This window comes from Bradyrhizobium sp. S3.2.6, from assembly GCF_040546885.1.
Taxonomy (GTDB): domain Bacteria; phylum Pseudomonadota; class Alphaproteobacteria; order Rhizobiales; family Xanthobacteraceae; genus Bradyrhizobium; species Bradyrhizobium cytisi.
In genome coordinates, this window is record NZ_JBEPOS010000003.1 from 461,645 (window position 1) to 476,452 (window position 14,808).

Consider the following 14,808-nt stretch of genomic DNA (forward strand, 5'->3'; position numbering starts at 1 on the left):
GGCGATGCTTACGCCCCCGCCTTGCAGGTGATCCCGCCGTCGACCACGAGCTCGATCCCCGTCACATATTTCGACTCGTCCGACGCCAGGAACAGCGCGGCGTTGGCGACATCGAAGGCGTCGCCCATGTGGCCCATCGGCACTTGCGCATCGCGGGCGCGCCACATCGCTTCGACATCGCCCTTGGCGTAGCTGTTGGCGAGGCCGGCGGAATGCTCCACCATCGGCGTCTTCATCAGGCCGGGCAGGATCGCATTCACCCGCACATGGTGCCGCGCGAACTCGATCGCGGTGGTGCGCGTCATCTGGTTCATCGCGGCCTTGGAGGCGCCGTAGGTGACGTAGGAGATGCCCATGTGGCGGATCGAGGCGATCGAGGAGATGTTGATGATCGAGCCGCCGCCCTGCGTCACCATGACGGGAATGACGTGCTTCATGGCGAAATAGGCGCTCTTGAGGTTGATGCTGAAGACGCGGTCCCAGCTCTCCTCGGTCACCTCGACCACGCTGCCCATCTCGGCGATGCCGACATTGTTGTCGAGCACGTCGATGCGGCCATAGGCCCCGAGGCACGCTGCGACCATCGCCTCGATCTCGGCAGGCCGCGACACGTCCGCGGTGAACGCGGTCGCCTTGCCGCCCTCGCCGGTGATGATCTTGGCGGTCTCCTCGGCGGCCGCGCCGTTGCGGTCGACGCAAAACACCTGCGCGCCCTCGCGCGCAAAGGTCACCGCCGTCGCCTTGCCGTTGCCCCAGCCGGGCCCGATCGAGCCGGCCCCCACCACCATCGCAACCTTGCCCTTGAGCCGGTCCATCGCGTGTCTCCTTATCTCTGCTGTTCGTCGCAGATGCTCATCCTGGTGACGTTAGCACCGACGGGATGGCCGACAATCTCGGAAAGCGTCCGGCACGTCGCGTCATGGCATAGCCGCCATTCGCCGGCAGCGCCCGAATTGCCGAGCACGACCTCCGGCATCGGCGCGCGCGCAGGCCTCCACTGAAACCAGCCGTCGACGAGCCGCGCTTCCGGCGGCGGCTCCATGCCGGGGCCGGTGCCCTTGACGCGGGCCTGCATCAGTTCGAGGCCTGCAGGCGTGACGCGCCAGTCTTCCTGCCACTCGACCTTCGCGATCGAATGCGTCCATGCAAGCGTGAACGCGGACAGCGCCAGCGCCTTCACAGCCCCGGCTGTTGCGAGGCAGAGGCTCACACCGCCTCGACCACGGCCGGCGGACGCTGCCGCCATTGCCACAGCACCAGCGCCGCCGAGAGAACGAAGCCCGCGGTGTCGCTGAACGGAAAATCGCCGAGCAGGCACAGCGCGGCGCCGAGCGCCACCAGGCGCTCGAGTAGCGTCAGTCGCGTGAATAGGAAGCCGATTGCGACCATACCAAACAGCGCGATCGCCACCAGCGCCTTGAAGCTTGCGAGCGCGACCGCGCCGTAGAAGCCGAGCTTCGCGGCCATGGGATCGCCGGCCTGCAGCATCAAGGCCGGCGAATAGACGAAGATGAAGGGGATGACGTAGCCGGCGAGCGCGATGCGCATCGCTTCCCAGCCGATCTTGTCCGGGTTCTCCTTCGCGATCGGCGCTGCCGCCAGTGCGGCCAGCGCCACCGGCGGCGAGAGATCGGCCATGATGCCGTAATAGAACGCGAACATGTGGCTCGCGATCAGCGGCACGCCGAGTTTCGCCAGCGCGGGCGCTGCGAGCGCAGCCGTGATGATGTAGGTCGGGATCGTCGGGATGCCGGTGCCGAGCAGGATCGACAGCAGCATGGTCATGATCAGCGCCAGGAACAGGCTCTTCTCGCCGAGCCCGATCACCCAGCCGCCGAAGATGGTACCGACGCCGGTCTGGGACATCATGCCGATGATGACGCCGACGATGGCGCAGGCCATGCCGACGGTGATGGCGGATTTTGCGCTCTCCGCAAGCGAGTCACGGCAGGAGCGCAGTGCCGCCATCCCGCCACGGATGAAAGCCGTGATCACGATCAGCGCGACGACGACGCAGCCGACCGGCACGATCTTCAACCCGTCGTGCGACAGCGCGGCGACGACGAGCGCAAGACCGATCCAGAAGATGGTGCGGATCAGCATGGAGGAGGCACCGGCCGCGATGCTGGTCCCGAGGATCAACCCGACCGTCAGCGCGAGGCCCATGCTGCCTGCATAGAGCGGCGTGAAGCCCTCGAACAGCATGTAGACCAGGGCCGCGAGCGGCAGCACGAGGTACCAGCCCTTGACCAGTGCGTTCCAGGCACTGGGAGTTTCCGAGCGCTTCATGCCGACGAGGCCGTGCTTGCCGGCTTCGAGATGCACCATCCAGAAGGCCGAGGCGAAGTAGAGCACCGCAGGGATGGCGGCGGCCTTGACGATCTCCGAATACTGGACGCCGAGCGTCTCCGCCATGATGAAGGCGACCGCGCCCATCACCGGCGGCATGATCTGCCCGCCCATCGAGGCCGTGGCCTCGACGCCCGCCGCAAATGCGCGGCGATAGCCGAACCTGATCATCAGCGGAATCGTGAACTGGCCGACGGTGACGACGTTGGCGACGCCCGAGCCCGAGATCGTGCCCATCATCCCCGAGGCAAACACCGCGACTTTCGCAGGGCCGCCGCGGGTGCGGCCGAACAGGCCGAGCGAGACGTCGGTGAACAGCTGGATCATGCCGGCGCGCTCCAGGAACGAGCCGAACAGGATGAACAGGAAGATGTAGGTCGCCGACACATAGATCGGCACGCCGTAAAAGCCTTCGGTGCCGTAGGCGAGATGCGTGATGATCTGGTCGAAATCATAGCCGCGATGGTTCAGCGGCGACGGCAGATATTGCCCGAAGAACCAGTAGACGAGACACGCGCCGCACATCAGCGGCAGCGCCGCGCCCATCAGGCGCCGGGTGCCCTCGAAGATCAGCACCGCGAGCAGCGTGCCGACGGCGAGGTCAAGCCTGGTCGGATCGCCGTCGCGCGCGATCAGGTCGGCATAGAAGATCCACTGATAGAGCCCGCAAAAGAAACCGGCACCGCCGATCACCCAGCCGAGCGCGCGGCCAAGACTGCTCTTCGCGGTGAAGTTGGCGATCAGGCCGAACGTGAGCAGGACAAGGAAGCCGACATGGACGCCGCGCACCACCTGGCTCGGCAGATAGTTGAAGGCGGCAACATAGAGCTGGAAGGTCGCGAACGCGATGCCGATCCAGTAGGCGAGCGTGCCCCACCAGCCCGGGCCAAAGCCTTCCGGAAAACCGTGCTCGAAATTGTCGAACTCGACCTTGATCGGCTCCGCGGAGCTCTCCGCCTTTTCCAGCATTACAAATCGCCCCAGTCCAAGCCCATTCAATCTATAGCAGCAACACGATCCACCCGGACCGTCATGGCCGGGCTCGTCCCGGCCATCCACGGCTTAAAGCTCATCCTAGAACGTGGATGCCCGGGACAAGCCCGGGCAAGACGTCGACGGAGAAGGCGCGCCTTACTTGATCAGCCCTTTTTCCTTGTAATAGCGGATCGCGCCGGGATGCAGCGGGATCGGGCTGCCGGTGGCGGCCGTCTCGAGCTTGATCTCCTTGCCGGCCGCGTGCGCGTTGGCAAGCTCGGGCAGCGACTCGTAGACCAGCTTTGTCATTTGATAGGCAAGGTCGTCGGACACGGCTGAACTGGTGACGAGATAGTTCACCACGGCCGCGGTCGGGACGTCCTTGTCCTGCCCGGTATAGGTGTTGGCGGGAATGATCGTCGAGATGAAGGGCGGGCCGATCTTGTCGACGGTCTCCTTCGGCACGGCCACCACACTGATCGCGCTCGAGCTCGAGAGATCCTTCAGCGAGGCGACGCCGAGGCCGGCCGATTGCAGCGTCGCACCGAGCTGGCGGTTCTTCATGAGGTCGACGGATTCGGCGAACGGCAGGTATTCGACCTTGCCGAGATCCTTGTAGGTCATGCCGGCGGCCGAAAGGATGGCGCGCGAGTTCAGCTCGGTGCCCGATTTGGGCGCGCCGACCGACAGGCTCTTGCCCTTGAGGTCGGCGAGCGTCTTGATGCCGCTCTCGGCGGTCGCGACGATCTGGATGTAGTTCGGATAAATCGCGCCGATGGTGCGCAGCTTGTCCAGCTTGGTCTTGAAGCCGGCTTCCTCGTCGCCTTCCCAGGCGGCCTTCAGCGAGTCGCCCAGCGTGAACGCCAGCTCGCCGCGACCCTGCTGCAGCAGGATCAGGTTCTCGACCGACGCCTTGGTGGCCTGCACCTGCGTCTTCACGTTCGGAATCTTGTCGCCGTAGATCTTCCCGATCGCGACGCCGAGCGGATAGTAGACGCCGGAAGTGCCGCCGGTCAGCACGTTGATGAAGGATTGCGCATGCGCGCAAGGTGCCGACGCCGCCAGAGCAAGAGCCGCGGCCACGCCGAAAATCGTCCGTTTCATGGTTGTTTCACTCCCCAAACCGGCGGCGAAATTGGCCGGATGAGGGGAGCGGGTCAACCCATCCAAAAGGCAAAACAGGACTGCGGTAAACGGCCGATTCGCCTTGATTTTTCAGGGAACTCGGCAGGTGCGGCGACATGGCGCAGCCGGGTCATTGGACCGCGGCTCGCCGTCATTCGAGAGCCGTTACTGAAAGGTCATGTCCAGGCACTTGGAGATGTCGGAGCCGAGGCCGGAGGAGATGGTGATGCAGCCGCGGATCTTCTGCGCGGCCATGTCGGCGGCCCAGATCGAGTAGCCGCCGGGGCCGAAGAACGAGTTGGTGTTCGGCGGCTCGGTCTCGGTCGCGTCGAAATCATAGTGCCCGTCGGTCTCGAAGATGCGCGGCTTCTTGGTGCAGCCGCCATCGGTCTGGACGTTGATGACTTCCTTGTTGTCGCGGGTCAGCGCCAGCGAGACCTGACAGCGGAAATATTCCGAGGTCTTGGTATTGAAGAGATAGGTGTAGGACTTGCAGGTCGCGGTGTTGAGCTTGCCCGGCGCAAGGCCGCGGCTGCACGAAATCCGCTGGTTGTGGCTGAGCTGGTAATCATCGGCCCAGGCGGCCGGCGCGAGCGCCGTCAGCGACACCCCGGCAATCCAGCAAAATTTAATGACATGGCGCATTCGAATCATCCCCACCAATATCTTTGTCGTGTTGCGTTCTAGACTGAAAGCGGAACATAGTCGCGAGGGGACGAAGGGAAAATCACAAACTGCTGGGCAAGACGTGATGCGCTGCGGCGTCATCGCGGATTGACGCGGAAACGTCGTTCGTGATTTGTTCAAGCAGGGCACCTCAACGACGGGGAGGATGGATGATGGCATTTTCAATCAAGACATTTGCAATTGCAGCCGCGCTGGGCGCGCTCGCCGCCCCCGCATGCGCACAGAACGCGGCGACGCCGTGGGAGCTCAAGCCGGACACCGGATATGCCTATGACAAGGAAGGCAAGACGTTTTCCTACAAGATGGGCACCAGCAATGCCGGCGAGCTGCTGAAGGGCGCCAGGAAGGTGCCCAAAGGCACGCTGTTCTTCATCGGCCAGAACGGCCAGCTCTACATGCGCAGCGGGCAGTATCTCGAGGGCGACGGCAGGTTCAAGTTCGGGTCGGATCGGTAGGGCGGGCCACATATCCGATGTCATCGCCCGGCTTGACCGGGCGATCCAGTATTCCAGAGACAGCGATGGGATACGGAGAAGCGGCGGCGTACTGGATGCCCCGGTCAAGCCGGGGCATGACAGCAATTGAATCAAAACGCCGCCGTCAGCTCCCGCGCGCCGGAATTGTTGCTGTTGCTGTCCATCCGCGCATCCGTCACCGCGAGCAGCTTCGCCACCGTGTTGTGGCGGATCGCGACCGGATTGCGCTCGTAGCCGCCGCGCTGGAAGAAGTTTGATGTCGGCACCTGCTCGCGCATCGCCTGCGGCATGGTCACCATGTCGAGGCCGGTACCGTCGCCGGTGAGGTTCATCATCTCGAGCTCGGCGGCAGTGAGCGGACGGGTGTAGCCCTTGGCGCGTGCGAACAGCACCGAGGTCAAGAGCTTGTGGGTCTGCAGCATCGGCCCGATGTCGATGTCCAGCACCATCGCATGCATGGCCCAACCCTGCGCGGTGTCGCCGATCTTCTCATGCTCCGACCAGGTGTCAGGCACCGATTTCGCATGCGCCACCATCTTCTTCAGAACGCCGAGCTTGTGCTCGAGCGACTGGCGCGCCGGCCCTGAGCTGCGCGCCACCTTGTCGGAGAGCGCACGGATGAACTCATGGCCCTGCTCGGCCAGCAGCTCGACGCTGTTGGTGGTGAGCAGCTGGTTGTAGCCCATCGCGGTCGAGATCGCGCGCTTGCCGCCGTGCTCGATGCCCGCCTGCACGTCAAAATTGCCGGTGCCGCCGGTCTCGAACGAATAGACCCGCACTGCCTGCTCGCGCGTGAGCCCGGAGGAGAGCGCGTAGCGCGCATAGGCGCGCTTGAACTCGACCTCGTTGGTCGGACGCTGCGGCGTGAATTGATAGAGATCCTGTGCGGCGCGCAAGAGATCGGAGGCCACTGGAAGCGGCTTGCGCGTGGGGCGCTCCGGCGTTTCCTCGGGCTCGGGGTTCACCGGCCGCTTCGGCCCGGTATAGACCGGCGGCTGGTCCAGCACGTAATCGTCGAGCGTGATCTGCTGCCCGCCGCGCCGCTTGGCATTGCGGCCGCGGCGCTTTTCCGTGACCTGGCCCCAATAGGCGCCGGCCTCGGCATCGAAGGCGCCGCGGATCTGCTGATACTCGGCCAGCTTGCGGCGATATTCGAGCACCGCCGGCGACGCGCCGCCCCCGCTTTGCGCAAAAAACTGCGACAGAAGCTGGGCGTTGGCATTGCTGACGGCGGGCGGCAGCGCATCGGACTCGCCGCCACGCGCGGCGGAGACGAGCAGGACAAACGCCAGTGGAACCAGCGCCAGTTGTTTTCGAATCGAATGATGCATGCTGCCCTTTTAGCAGGCATCCGGTAACCGTCACGTTAACGCGCCGTTTACCTCTTTTTGTTGCTTGCGTCACTTCCAGGCGAACACCGGCTGTTCCAGGTCGCCGACGCGGGTCTGCCGCCCCGCGAGTACCTCGCGGAACTGGTAGATCAGCGCCGCTGTCGGCGCATGGATCAGGCTCATCTGGTGATGGAAGCGGATCACGCGACGGCTGCTTTCGGCGATATCCGTGAAATCGAAGGCATCATCGCGCTCGATCGTGTCGAGCGAGATGCGATGGACGGAGGCGACCTCGTCCGGGTTCGGCGTGATCGCATTGCTCTCGGCAGCCCAGACCACGACCGGCGTGATCAGATAGCCGGAGCGCGTCGGATAGTCGTCGAGCAGACCGAGCACGGCGTCGACCGGAAGCTTGAGCGCGAGCTCCTCGTCGAGCTCGCGCAGCGCCGCCTCGACCGGCGTCTCGCCGGCATCGCAGCGTCCGCCCGGCAACGCCCACTGGCCGCGATGCGCACGCAAGCTCGATGCGCGCCTGGTCAGCAGAAACGCGGTGTCGTCGCCGTCATTGGATGCGGTCAGCGCCAGCACCACAGCGGCGCGCTTCAGCGCCGAGGGCTCGGCCGCATCGGGCAGCCGCGCGAATGCCGCGCAGGCGTCTGCGATATTCCGTCTGGTGGCATCGCCGAAAGCTCTCATGATGCTTGACTACACCAGGACCGCGCTCGATGAAACGAGGAGAGATCAAGCGTTGCAAGGATGGACGGAGCGATGACCAGCAGGACCGCCGCAAAACTCAAATCGGACGGCTGGACCATCCTGGAGACCACGGGCTTCATGCACCTGGTCGGCCCGTTGTGGGAACGCAAGGTCGACGGCCAATACGAATTCGCAATCGCCACCGAAGACAAGCACCACAACCGCCGCGGCATGGTCCAGGGCGGGGTGATGATGACCTTCGCGGACCGCACATGCGGCATGACCGCCCGCTACGTCTCCGGCAAGGAGTACATGGCGACGGTGCAGCTCGACACGCATTTCGTGGAAGCGGGCAAGATCGGCGACATCCTGATCTCCCGCCCCCGCGTGGTGCGCGCGACGCGCAGCCTGATCTTCATGAGCACCGAGGTGAGCGTCGACGACCGCTGCATCGTGATGGCGAACGGTGTGTTCAAGATTTTGAAGGGGCCGGTGTAGTCCTGCGCCGTCAGGCCGCCACCGCCCTCTCCGCGTCATTGCGAGCGCAGCGACGCAATCCAGAAATCTCTCCGCCGACGCATCTCTGGATTGCTTCGCTGCGCTCGCAATGACGGAGTGAGGCGGATATGCTGACGCCACAAAAAGCAGCAAGGACAGCCCCATGCAATACCGCCAGCTCGGCCGCTCCGGCCTGAAAGTGTCGCCGATCTGCCTGGGCACCATGATGTTCGGCGGGCCAACGGATGAAGCGGCATCAACGCGGATCATTGCCAAGGCCCATGAAGCCGGCATCAACTTCATCGACACCGCGGACGCCTATTCGAAGGGCGGCTCCGAGGAGGTCGTGGGCCGCGCGATCGGCAACAACCGTCACGCCTGGGTGCTTGCGACGAAGCTCGCGAATCCCATGAACACTGGGACGGGCAACGATCCCAATCGCGTCGGGCTGTCGCGGCGCTGGGTGTTGCAGGCCGCCGACGAGAGCCTGAAGCGGCTCGGCACCGACCACATCGACATCTACTATCTGCACAAGGAAGACCACGCGACGCCGCTGGAGGAGACGGTGCGCGCGATGGGCGATTTGATCCGCGCCGGCAAAATCCGCTACTTCGGCGTCTCCAACTACCGCGCCTGGCGCGTCGCCGAGATTTGCAACATCTGCGACCGGCTCGGCATCGACCGTCCGGTGGCGAGCCAACCCTATTACAACGCGATGAACCGCATGCCCGAGGTCGAGCACTTTCCGGCCTGCGCCTATTACGGCCTCGGCATCGTGCCCTATAGCCCGCTGGCGCGCGGCGTGCTCACCGGCAAGTATAAGCCGGACGCAGCCCCCGACAAGGAAACGCGCGCGGGCCGCAACGACACCCGCATGATGCAGACCGAATGGCGGCCGGAATCGCTCCAGCTCGCGCAGGAGATAAAGGGCCACGCCGAGAAGAACGGCATCACCGCCGGCCAGTTCGCGGTGGCCTGGGTGCTCAACTCCGCCTTCGTCTCGTCGATCGTCGCAGGCCCGCGCACCGAGGAGCAGTGGGACGGATACATAAGCGCGCTCGACTACAGCTTCACTGCGGAGGATGAAGCGCTGATCGACCGCCTGGTCGTGCCGGGCCATCCATCGACGCCGGGCTACAACGACCCCGCCTATCCGATCGAGGGACGCCGCGCGCGGACGGCTTGAACTCCGGAGACAACGATGGCGCTTGAAGACCGCTACGGACTGCCGCTCTCCACCACCTCGCACGAGGCAGCAAGCGCCTATCGTGAAGGCATCGATCTTATGCTCGCCGGCTGGACTGGCACGACGGAGACGCTGGAGCGCGCGATCGCCGCCGATCCGGATTTTGCGCTGGCCCACATCGCCCGCGCCCGCGTGCATGCGTTCTACCAGCAGGGCGATCTTGCACGGCAGAAGGCATCGCTGGCGCGCGAGCTTGTGGCCAGACGCGGCACGGAGCGCGAGCGCTCGCATGTCGAGACGCTGGCGCTCGCTATCGAGGGACGCGGGCCCGACGCGATCGCCGCGATGTTCAAGCATGTCGAGAGCTGGCCGCGCGATGCCGTGGTGCTGTCGCTGCCGCTTGGCGCGTTCGGCCTGTTCGCCTTCTCCGGCATGGCCGATCACGATCGCGCGCGGCATGAGCTCTGCGAACGCGTCGCGCATCACTATGGCGAGGACTGGTGGTTTCTCACCATGTCCGGCTGGGCGATGACCGAGAATGGCGACGTCGCCCGCGGCCGCGCCGTCACCGAGCGCGGCTTCAATTTGCGCCGCGCGAACGCCCACGCCGCACATGCCGTGTTGCATGCGATGTTCGAGGACGGCTCGATCGAGGCCGCCGACCGTCTCGTCGACGAATGGCTTCCGACTTACGACCGCGCCGGCATCCTGCACGGCCATATCCTCTGGCATCAGGCGCTCGGCGCGCTGGAGCACGGCGATGCGGCCCGCGCGCTCAAAATTTATGACGACGTGCTGCAGCCCTCCGCCACGCAGGCGCCGCCGCTCAACGTCATCACCGACGGCGCCTCGCTGCTCTGGCGCCTGTCGGCCTACGGCCACGCCGTGCCAAGGGCGCTCTGGGTTGAGGCCGACGCCACGGCTCAAAAACTCTTCCCGAAGTCGAGCCTGCCCTTCGCCGACGTCCACATGGCGCTGTTTGCGGCCGCGACGCAAAATCGCGCGGCGCTCGCAGCACGCCTGACCGTGATCGAGCAGCGCCTTGCCGATGGCAAGCTGCCCGCTGGCCCCGTGGTGCCGGCGATCTGCCGCGCGCTCGCGGCGTTCGCGGACGAGAATTACGCGGTTTGCGTGCGCGAGCTCGCGCCTGTCCTCCCTGAGGTCGTGCGCATTGGCGGCAGCCATGCCCAGCGCGAGCTGATCGAGGACACTTTCCTTGTCGCCCTGATGCGCAGCGGCGAGCTGCCGCGTGCCCGCAGCCTGCTTGGCACCCGCCTGCATCGCCGGCCGTCCTTGCGCGATAGGCGCTGGCAGGCGGCGACGGCCTAGTTCTGCCACGAAAAAAACACCGGCCTGGCGGCAAGTGCCTGCCGGGACGGATTGGAGCGATTGGGGCGAATCGCCGATGGGTGGCGCGGTGGTATTCCAGACGGGCTTTGTCGAACGCTTGGCGGTGCAAACGGGATCGCAACCAGTTTGCGATTCGATGGTGATTGGGCGGAACTTTCGCCTGTCCGTGGCCCCCTGGCACATGATCCTGACGATGCGCCTCAGCCGGCCGGTTCTGGCTGCACTCCTCCTCTCCCTCGCAAGCCCTTGTTTTGCCGGATCTTCCAGCACGATCCCGGTGAACAATCCGCCGATCCGGCTGAATAATTTCATCGACATGCTGGCGCTGATGTCGGGCCATTGCAAAACGCTCAGGGTTGCCGGGCGCGCCTTTGCCTGCAAGACCGTGGCATTCGCCCATGACGACAAGGGCCGAGTCAATTTCGCGGTCGCCGTCGACGATCCCTCCGACGAGAACCACGTCGTGTCGTTCTCCGGCGAGAACGGGAAGCGGGCGGACGACAATTCCTATGAGCTGCCGATCGACCGCATGCTGCTCAACTCCAAGACCCGGCCGAAGGTCGACGGCCTGCCGGTGCCGGCGGAGCAGACCTCCACCGGCACCTGCCGCCAGACCGGCAATTTCGCTGCGAAGAAGGTCAACGACGTCACCTGCTCTGCCACCGACAACGAGGGCCGCAAATATGAGCTGCTGTTCGTCTCCGACGGCAAGCCAGTGAGCGTGCGCCGCATCAGGCAGTCCTCACCGTCGATCCAGGATCCGTTCAAGTAGCGGCATCGCCGAGAAAGACGCCATTCTCGCTGCCCTGTCCGAGCGGCATGGCTTTCCCGATCCGCATCCATGAGGGGGCGCTGCCCGCGCAATCCACTCTCGTGTCCCGGACGCGGTGCAGCGCGTCGCGCTGCTCCGCAGAGCCGGAACCCAGGCTGCAAAGAGTACTCGTGGAAACATGGGCCCCGGCTCTGCAACGCACCGTCGAAGAGACGCTGCGCTGCGTCCCGGGCACGAGAAGCGTCGCGAAACGAGGGAAGATTGGCATTGTGCTCTTTCCCGATCGCCCGACATATTTGACCCAGCAAACAAGCTCCGGAATCCGCACGCCATGCCTCATCCCCTCCCCGCCCTCATCGTCGTCGACGTCCAGCGCGCATTCGACGAATGGGAGGCAGCGGGCAAGCGGCGCAACAATCCGGATGCGGTGGCGCGCATTGTTGATCTGCTCGCTGCGTTCAGGGCCAGCGGCGCGCCGATCTTCCACATCCGCCACCGAGGCACCAAGCCGAACTCGACGTTTTTGCCCTCACGCACCGGCTACGCCGTCAAGGACGAGGCGCGCGAGCAAGCCGGCGAGCCTGTGATCGTCAAGCGCGTCAACAGCGCCTTCATCGGCACCGACCTCGAGAAGCGCCTGCGCGCGAGCGACATCGCCACGCTCGTGATCTGCGGCGCCACCACCAATCATTGCGTCGAAACGACGACGCGCATGGCCGGCAATCTCGGCTTCGATGCGGCCCTCGTGCGCGACGCGACCTGGACATTCGATCGCGTCGGCCCCGACGGCGAAACGCACTCGGCCGAATCCATCCACGCGATGACGCTGTCGAACCTGAACGGTGAATTTGCCCGCATCGTGACCACGAACGACGTGATCTGCTCGCTCGCAGCGGTGCGACAATAAATCTCAGCGCGATTGCGCGTTGATCGTCTGCGTCGTTTCGACGCCCGCACTCGCCGGAACGCAACAAACGCCCATCTGTTGTCACTCGACATCTCAACTGGAGTGATGACATGAAGTATCTTTTTGTCGCGATGGCCATCGGTGCGGCTGCGCTCACGGCGTCCGCAGCCAACGCGGCAAGCGGCGGCAAGGCCAAGCCGTACGCGCAAGTCAGCCAATCGACCGACATCAGCGCGCAGCACAGGCACGGCCATTACGGCCATCGCCATCATCGCTGGCACCCTCATCATCACGGCTACTATCGGCCGCACTATCGCAGCTACGGCTACTATCCGCGACACCAAGGTTATTACGGCGGCGGACCCTACGGCTATTATGGCGGCGGCGGCCCCAGCGTGACGTTTGGCTTCGGCGCCAATCGCTGGTGAGACCAGGAGGCCCGCAGAGATGCGGGCCTTCTTTCTCAACCCTGCAAGATGAGGCCAGCCGTCTTCAGGCCGCTCGCGAGCGCAGCCTCGACCGTTCCCATGTCGCGACCACGATAGAGCGCCTCGCCGGAGAACAGCACCGGGCCATCGGCGCGCGCGAGAATTTCCTGCGCCGTCCGCGTCTGCGGCGTCGCCCAGGAATAGGCGCCGCGCGCAAAGGGATCGCGCGCCCAGTTGGCGGCTTCCGCCGCCACGAGTTCGCGTACGAGATCATCGCGTGAAAGTCCAAAGATCGCGGCGAGCGAATCGATGCCGGCGTCGATCAAGCCCCGTCGATTGAGTCCGGCCAGCGCCGCGGTGCGCGGCCCGCCGAACCAGCCAGTCAGCACGGGAAGTTCGGATGGATTCTGCGTCCACCACACCGGGATCGTCTCGTCCGACAGCAGAAAGGTGAGATCGGCGAGATCCGCCGCCCTGTCGCGCCACCATGGCCGTGTGAAGCGCAGCAGGATCTTGATGACATTGCCGAAGCCGATGTCGGCCGCCGCGGCCGCCTTTTCGCGCGCGGCTTGCGGCAGCGCGATCTCGCGCAACAGCGGTAGCGGTACGGTGAGGATCACCTTGTCACAGGTGAACGCCTCGCCGCCCGCGCAACGGACCGCAACGGTGGTGCCCTCTTCGATCGCCACCGCCGCGCAATTGAGGTGGATCACAACGCCATGCCTGCAGCATTCGGCCGCCAGAAACGCAATCAACGCGCCGTAGCCGCCGACGACGCGCCCCTGCGAATGGTGCCCGCCGTCCATCCACTCCGCACGCAAGGCCAGCGTCGAGGCGCGCTCGGGTTCGGCGGCGTCGTAGCCTTCGACCATCCGTTCGATCGTGTGCCGCATCCGCGCATATTGATCGCCTGCAAAATGTCGGTGCAGGAACTCGGCGACGGTGAGGTCGTCCTTCAGGTCCCTCAGCGCGGCATGAAGCTCGGCCTCATGCGGATTGTCCCGGCCTTCACGCGAGAGTTTTGTGCCGTCAAAGCTCCATTGCGTGCCTTCGATGGCCTGCAGCGACAGCCCCGCCTCGCTCAGCAGACCGCGCGTGACCGGCGCTTCGCCATGGACGAACTCGGCGCCGCCATCGGCGGGATAGCCGAACGCCGACGCCGGCAGCGGATGGATGCGTCCGCCGCAACGGTCGCGCGCCTCCAGAATTGTGACGCGTTTCCCCACCCGCGCAAGCTCGCGCGCGGCCATCAAGCCGGCCGCGCCCGCGCCGACGATGACGATATGCTCTGACTTGTTCGACATTGCCGTTGCTTATTGGCGCGCGGCGTCGTTCTGGATCAGGTAGCGCAGCAGCAGCACGCCGCCGCCGAGCTGCCGCGTGCTCTCCAGCGTCATCGCGGCGAGCGGCGCACGCTTGTCGCCGTCCGCCTCTGTCGAATCGAACACGAAGGGTGAACCCCTGGCGCCGTCGAACGCGGGGCTGAGGATCAGGTTGAATTCGTCGATCAGGCCGGCGCGCAGGAATGCGCCATTGGCGACGCCGCCGCCCTCCACCAGCAGGCGCTTGACGCCAAGCTCGCGATTGAGGATCTCGACAGCGAATGCGAGGTCGATCTCGGATTTTCCGGCGAAGATATAAGACACGCCCTCGCCACGCAGGCCGGCGAGATGCGAATCCGGCACGCTCTCGGTGAGCACGACAACGATCGGATCGCCGCCGATGTCGGAGCGGCCCCAGCCGATCTTGCCGCGCGCGTCGAGCACCACGCCATAGGTCTTCGCATCGCGCCGCGCCAACCAGTTTTCGCGCGGGAATTTTTCGTTCGACGTCTCGGGATAGGGCTTGCCCTTCGCAAACTCCGAGCCGGTGACGCGGCCGATCACCCAGGCATCGCCGCCGAGCTCGTCATGGATCTTCTCGAACCAGTCGGTGCCGGCGCCCTTCGGGCGCCAGCGGCTGGGATGGGTGCGGCCGTCGAGGCTCGCGTGCATCAGACAGATGACGTAAGGCTTCATACAAATTCTC

At 65.1% G+C, this 14,808-nt stretch carries 16 protein-coding genes; 7 read left to right on the plus strand and 9 right to left on the minus strand.

Annotated features, from left to right (window positions below; all coding sequences use genetic code 11):
• Positions 1-8 precede the first annotated feature (8 nt).
• The 5 genes from ABID58_RS09965 to ABID58_RS09985 form a co-directional block, all read right to left on the minus strand.
• On the minus strand, positions 9-815 hold the full coding sequence (locus ABID58_RS09965) for an SDR family NAD(P)-dependent oxidoreductase (protein WP_354032492.1): 807 nt from the start codon (positions 813-815) through the stop codon (positions 9-11).
• An 11-nt stretch (positions 816-826) separates the two neighbouring features.
• The gene (locus tag ABID58_RS09970) at positions 827-1,246 is read right to left on the minus strand and encodes a DUF1850 domain-containing protein (RefSeq protein WP_354032493.1); all 420 of its coding nucleotides are present in this window, start codon (positions 1,244-1,246) and stop codon (positions 827-829) included.
• Entirely contained in the window at positions 1,207-3,318 is a 2,112-nt protein-coding gene (locus tag ABID58_RS09975; RefSeq protein ID WP_354032494.1) for a TRAP transporter permease, read from the minus strand. The genes ABID58_RS09970 and ABID58_RS09975 overlap by 40 nt, the downstream gene beginning before the upstream one ends.
• Positions 3,319-3,480: 162 nt before the next feature.
• Positions 3,481-4,428: a TAXI family TRAP transporter solute-binding subunit gene (locus ABID58_RS09980; RefSeq protein WP_354032495.1), complete on the minus strand. Its 948-nt coding sequence runs from the start codon at positions 4,426-4,428 to the stop codon at positions 3,481-3,483.
• A gap of 186 nt (positions 4,429-4,614) precedes the next feature.
• Positions 4,615-5,094 (minus strand): hypothetical protein, encoded by a 480-nt coding sequence (locus ABID58_RS09985; protein WP_354032496.1) that lies wholly within the window; start codon positions 5,092-5,094, stop codon positions 4,615-4,617.
• Between the two features lie 194 nt (positions 5,095-5,288).
• On the opposite strand from ABID58_RS09985, the gene ABID58_RS09990 reads away from it, so the two are divergent.
• Positions 5,289-5,591 carry a hypothetical protein gene (locus ABID58_RS09990; RefSeq protein ID WP_148749991.1) on the plus strand — a complete coding sequence of 101 codons (303 nt, stop codon included), beginning with the start codon at positions 5,289-5,291 and terminating at the stop codon, positions 5,589-5,591.
• 131 nt (positions 5,592-5,722) lie between these two features.
• On the opposite strand, the gene ABID58_RS09995 is transcribed toward ABID58_RS09990, so the two are convergent.
• A complete protein-coding gene (locus tag ABID58_RS09995) occupies positions 5,723-6,943 on the minus strand; it encodes a hypothetical protein (protein ID WP_354032497.1) in 1,221 nt (406 codons plus the stop codon).
• Positions 6,944-7,012: 69 nt separating this feature from the next.
• The gene (locus ABID58_RS10000; RefSeq protein WP_187434698.1) at positions 7,013-7,639 is read right to left on the minus strand and encodes an NUDIX hydrolase; all 627 of its coding nucleotides are present in this window, start codon (positions 7,637-7,639) and stop codon (positions 7,013-7,015) included.
• 72 nt (positions 7,640-7,711) lie between these two features.
• Here ABID58_RS10000 and ABID58_RS10005 point away from each other — a divergent pair, with 72 nt between their 5' ends.
• The 6 genes from ABID58_RS10005 to ABID58_RS10030 all read left to right on the plus strand — a co-directional run bounded on the left by ABID58_RS10005 (position 7,712) and on the right by ABID58_RS10030 (position 12,780).
• Positions 7,712-8,137, plus strand: coding sequence for a PaaI family thioesterase (locus ABID58_RS10005; RefSeq protein WP_354032498.1), 426 nt, complete (start codon positions 7,712-7,714; stop codon positions 8,135-8,137).
• A 163-nt stretch (positions 8,138-8,300) separates the two neighbouring features.
• Positions 8,301-9,323: an aldo/keto reductase gene (locus ABID58_RS10010; RefSeq protein ID WP_148749934.1), complete on the plus strand. Its 1,023-nt coding sequence runs from the start codon at positions 8,301-8,303 to the stop codon at positions 9,321-9,323.
• Positions 9,324-9,338: 15 nt separating this feature from the next.
• Positions 9,339-10,652 (plus strand): tetratricopeptide repeat protein, encoded by a 1,314-nt coding sequence (locus ABID58_RS10015; protein WP_354032499.1) that lies wholly within the window; start codon positions 9,339-9,341, stop codon positions 10,650-10,652.
• 214 nt (positions 10,653-10,866) lie between these two features.
• Entirely contained in the window at positions 10,867-11,445 is a 579-nt protein-coding gene (locus tag ABID58_RS10020; RefSeq protein ID WP_148749990.1) for a hypothetical protein, read from the plus strand.
• A 331-nt stretch (positions 11,446-11,776) separates the two neighbouring features.
• Complete coding sequence (locus ABID58_RS10025; RefSeq protein WP_354032500.1) at positions 11,777-12,352, plus strand: cysteine hydrolase family protein; 576 nt, start codon at positions 11,777-11,779, stop codon at positions 12,350-12,352.
• Positions 12,353-12,462: 110 nt separating this feature from the next.
• Positions 12,463-12,780 carry a hypothetical protein gene (locus tag ABID58_RS10030; RefSeq protein ID WP_148749931.1) on the plus strand — a complete coding sequence of 106 codons (318 nt, stop codon included), beginning with the start codon at positions 12,463-12,465 and terminating at the stop codon, positions 12,778-12,780.
• Positions 12,781-12,815: 35 nt separating this feature from the next.
• On the opposite strand, the gene ABID58_RS10035 is transcribed toward ABID58_RS10030, so the two are convergent.
• Positions 12,816-14,084: a flavin monoamine oxidase family protein gene (locus tag ABID58_RS10035; protein ID WP_354032501.1), complete on the minus strand. Its 1,269-nt coding sequence runs from the start codon at positions 14,082-14,084 to the stop codon at positions 12,816-12,818.
• Between the two features lie 9 nt (positions 14,085-14,093).
• Positions 14,094-14,798, minus strand: coding sequence for a RibD family protein (locus ABID58_RS10040; RefSeq protein WP_354032502.1), 705 nt, complete (start codon positions 14,796-14,798; stop codon positions 14,094-14,096).
• Between the last annotated feature and the right edge of the window lie 10 nt (positions 14,799-14,808).

Excerpts from the sequence above, each read along its gene's own strand:
- ABID58_RS09965 (WP_354032492.1), bottom strand. The coding sequence starts at position 815 with ATGGACCGGCTCAAGGGCAAGGTTGCGATGGTGGTGGGGGCCGGCTCG.
- ABID58_RS09970 (WP_354032493.1), bottom strand. The coding sequence starts at position 1,246 with ATGGCGGCAGCGTCCGCCGGCCGTGGTCGAGGCGGTGTGAGCCTCTGC.
- ABID58_RS09975 (WP_354032494.1), bottom strand. The coding sequence starts at position 3,318 with ATGCTGGAAAAGGCGGAGAGCTCCGCGGAGCCGATCAAGGTCGAGTTC.
- ABID58_RS09980 (WP_354032495.1), bottom strand. The coding sequence starts at position 4,428 with ATGAAACGGACGATTTTCGGCGTGGCCGCGGCTCTTGCTCTGGCGGCG.
- ABID58_RS09985 (WP_354032496.1), bottom strand. The coding sequence starts at position 5,094 with ATGCGCCATGTCATTAAATTTTGCTGGATTGCCGGGGTGTCGCTGACG.
- ABID58_RS09990 (WP_148749991.1), top strand. The coding sequence starts at position 5,289 with ATGGCATTTTCAATCAAGACATTTGCAATTGCAGCCGCGCTGGGCGCG.
- ABID58_RS09995 (WP_354032497.1), bottom strand. The coding sequence starts at position 6,943 with ATGCATCATTCGATTCGAAAACAACTGGCGCTGGTTCCACTGGCGTTT.
- ABID58_RS10000 (WP_187434698.1), bottom strand. The coding sequence starts at position 7,639 with ATGAGAGCTTTCGGCGATGCCACCAGACGGAATATCGCAGACGCCTGC.
- ABID58_RS10005 (WP_354032498.1), top strand. The coding sequence starts at position 7,712 with ATGACCAGCAGGACCGCCGCAAAACTCAAATCGGACGGCTGGACCATC.
- ABID58_RS10010 (WP_148749934.1), top strand. The coding sequence starts at position 8,301 with ATGCAATACCGCCAGCTCGGCCGCTCCGGCCTGAAAGTGTCGCCGATC.
- ABID58_RS10015 (WP_354032499.1), top strand. The coding sequence starts at position 9,339 with ATGGCGCTTGAAGACCGCTACGGACTGCCGCTCTCCACCACCTCGCAC.
- ABID58_RS10020 (WP_148749990.1), top strand. The coding sequence starts at position 10,867 with ATGCGCCTCAGCCGGCCGGTTCTGGCTGCACTCCTCCTCTCCCTCGCA.
- ABID58_RS10025 (WP_354032500.1), top strand. The coding sequence starts at position 11,777 with ATGCCTCATCCCCTCCCCGCCCTCATCGTCGTCGACGTCCAGCGCGCA.
- ABID58_RS10030 (WP_148749931.1), top strand. The coding sequence starts at position 12,463 with ATGAAGTATCTTTTTGTCGCGATGGCCATCGGTGCGGCTGCGCTCACG.
- ABID58_RS10035 (WP_354032501.1), bottom strand. The coding sequence starts at position 14,084 with ATGTCGAACAAGTCAGAGCATATCGTCATCGTCGGCGCGGGCGCGGCC.
- ABID58_RS10040 (WP_354032502.1), bottom strand. The coding sequence starts at position 14,798 with ATGAAGCCTTACGTCATCTGTCTGATGCACGCGAGCCTCGACGGCCGC.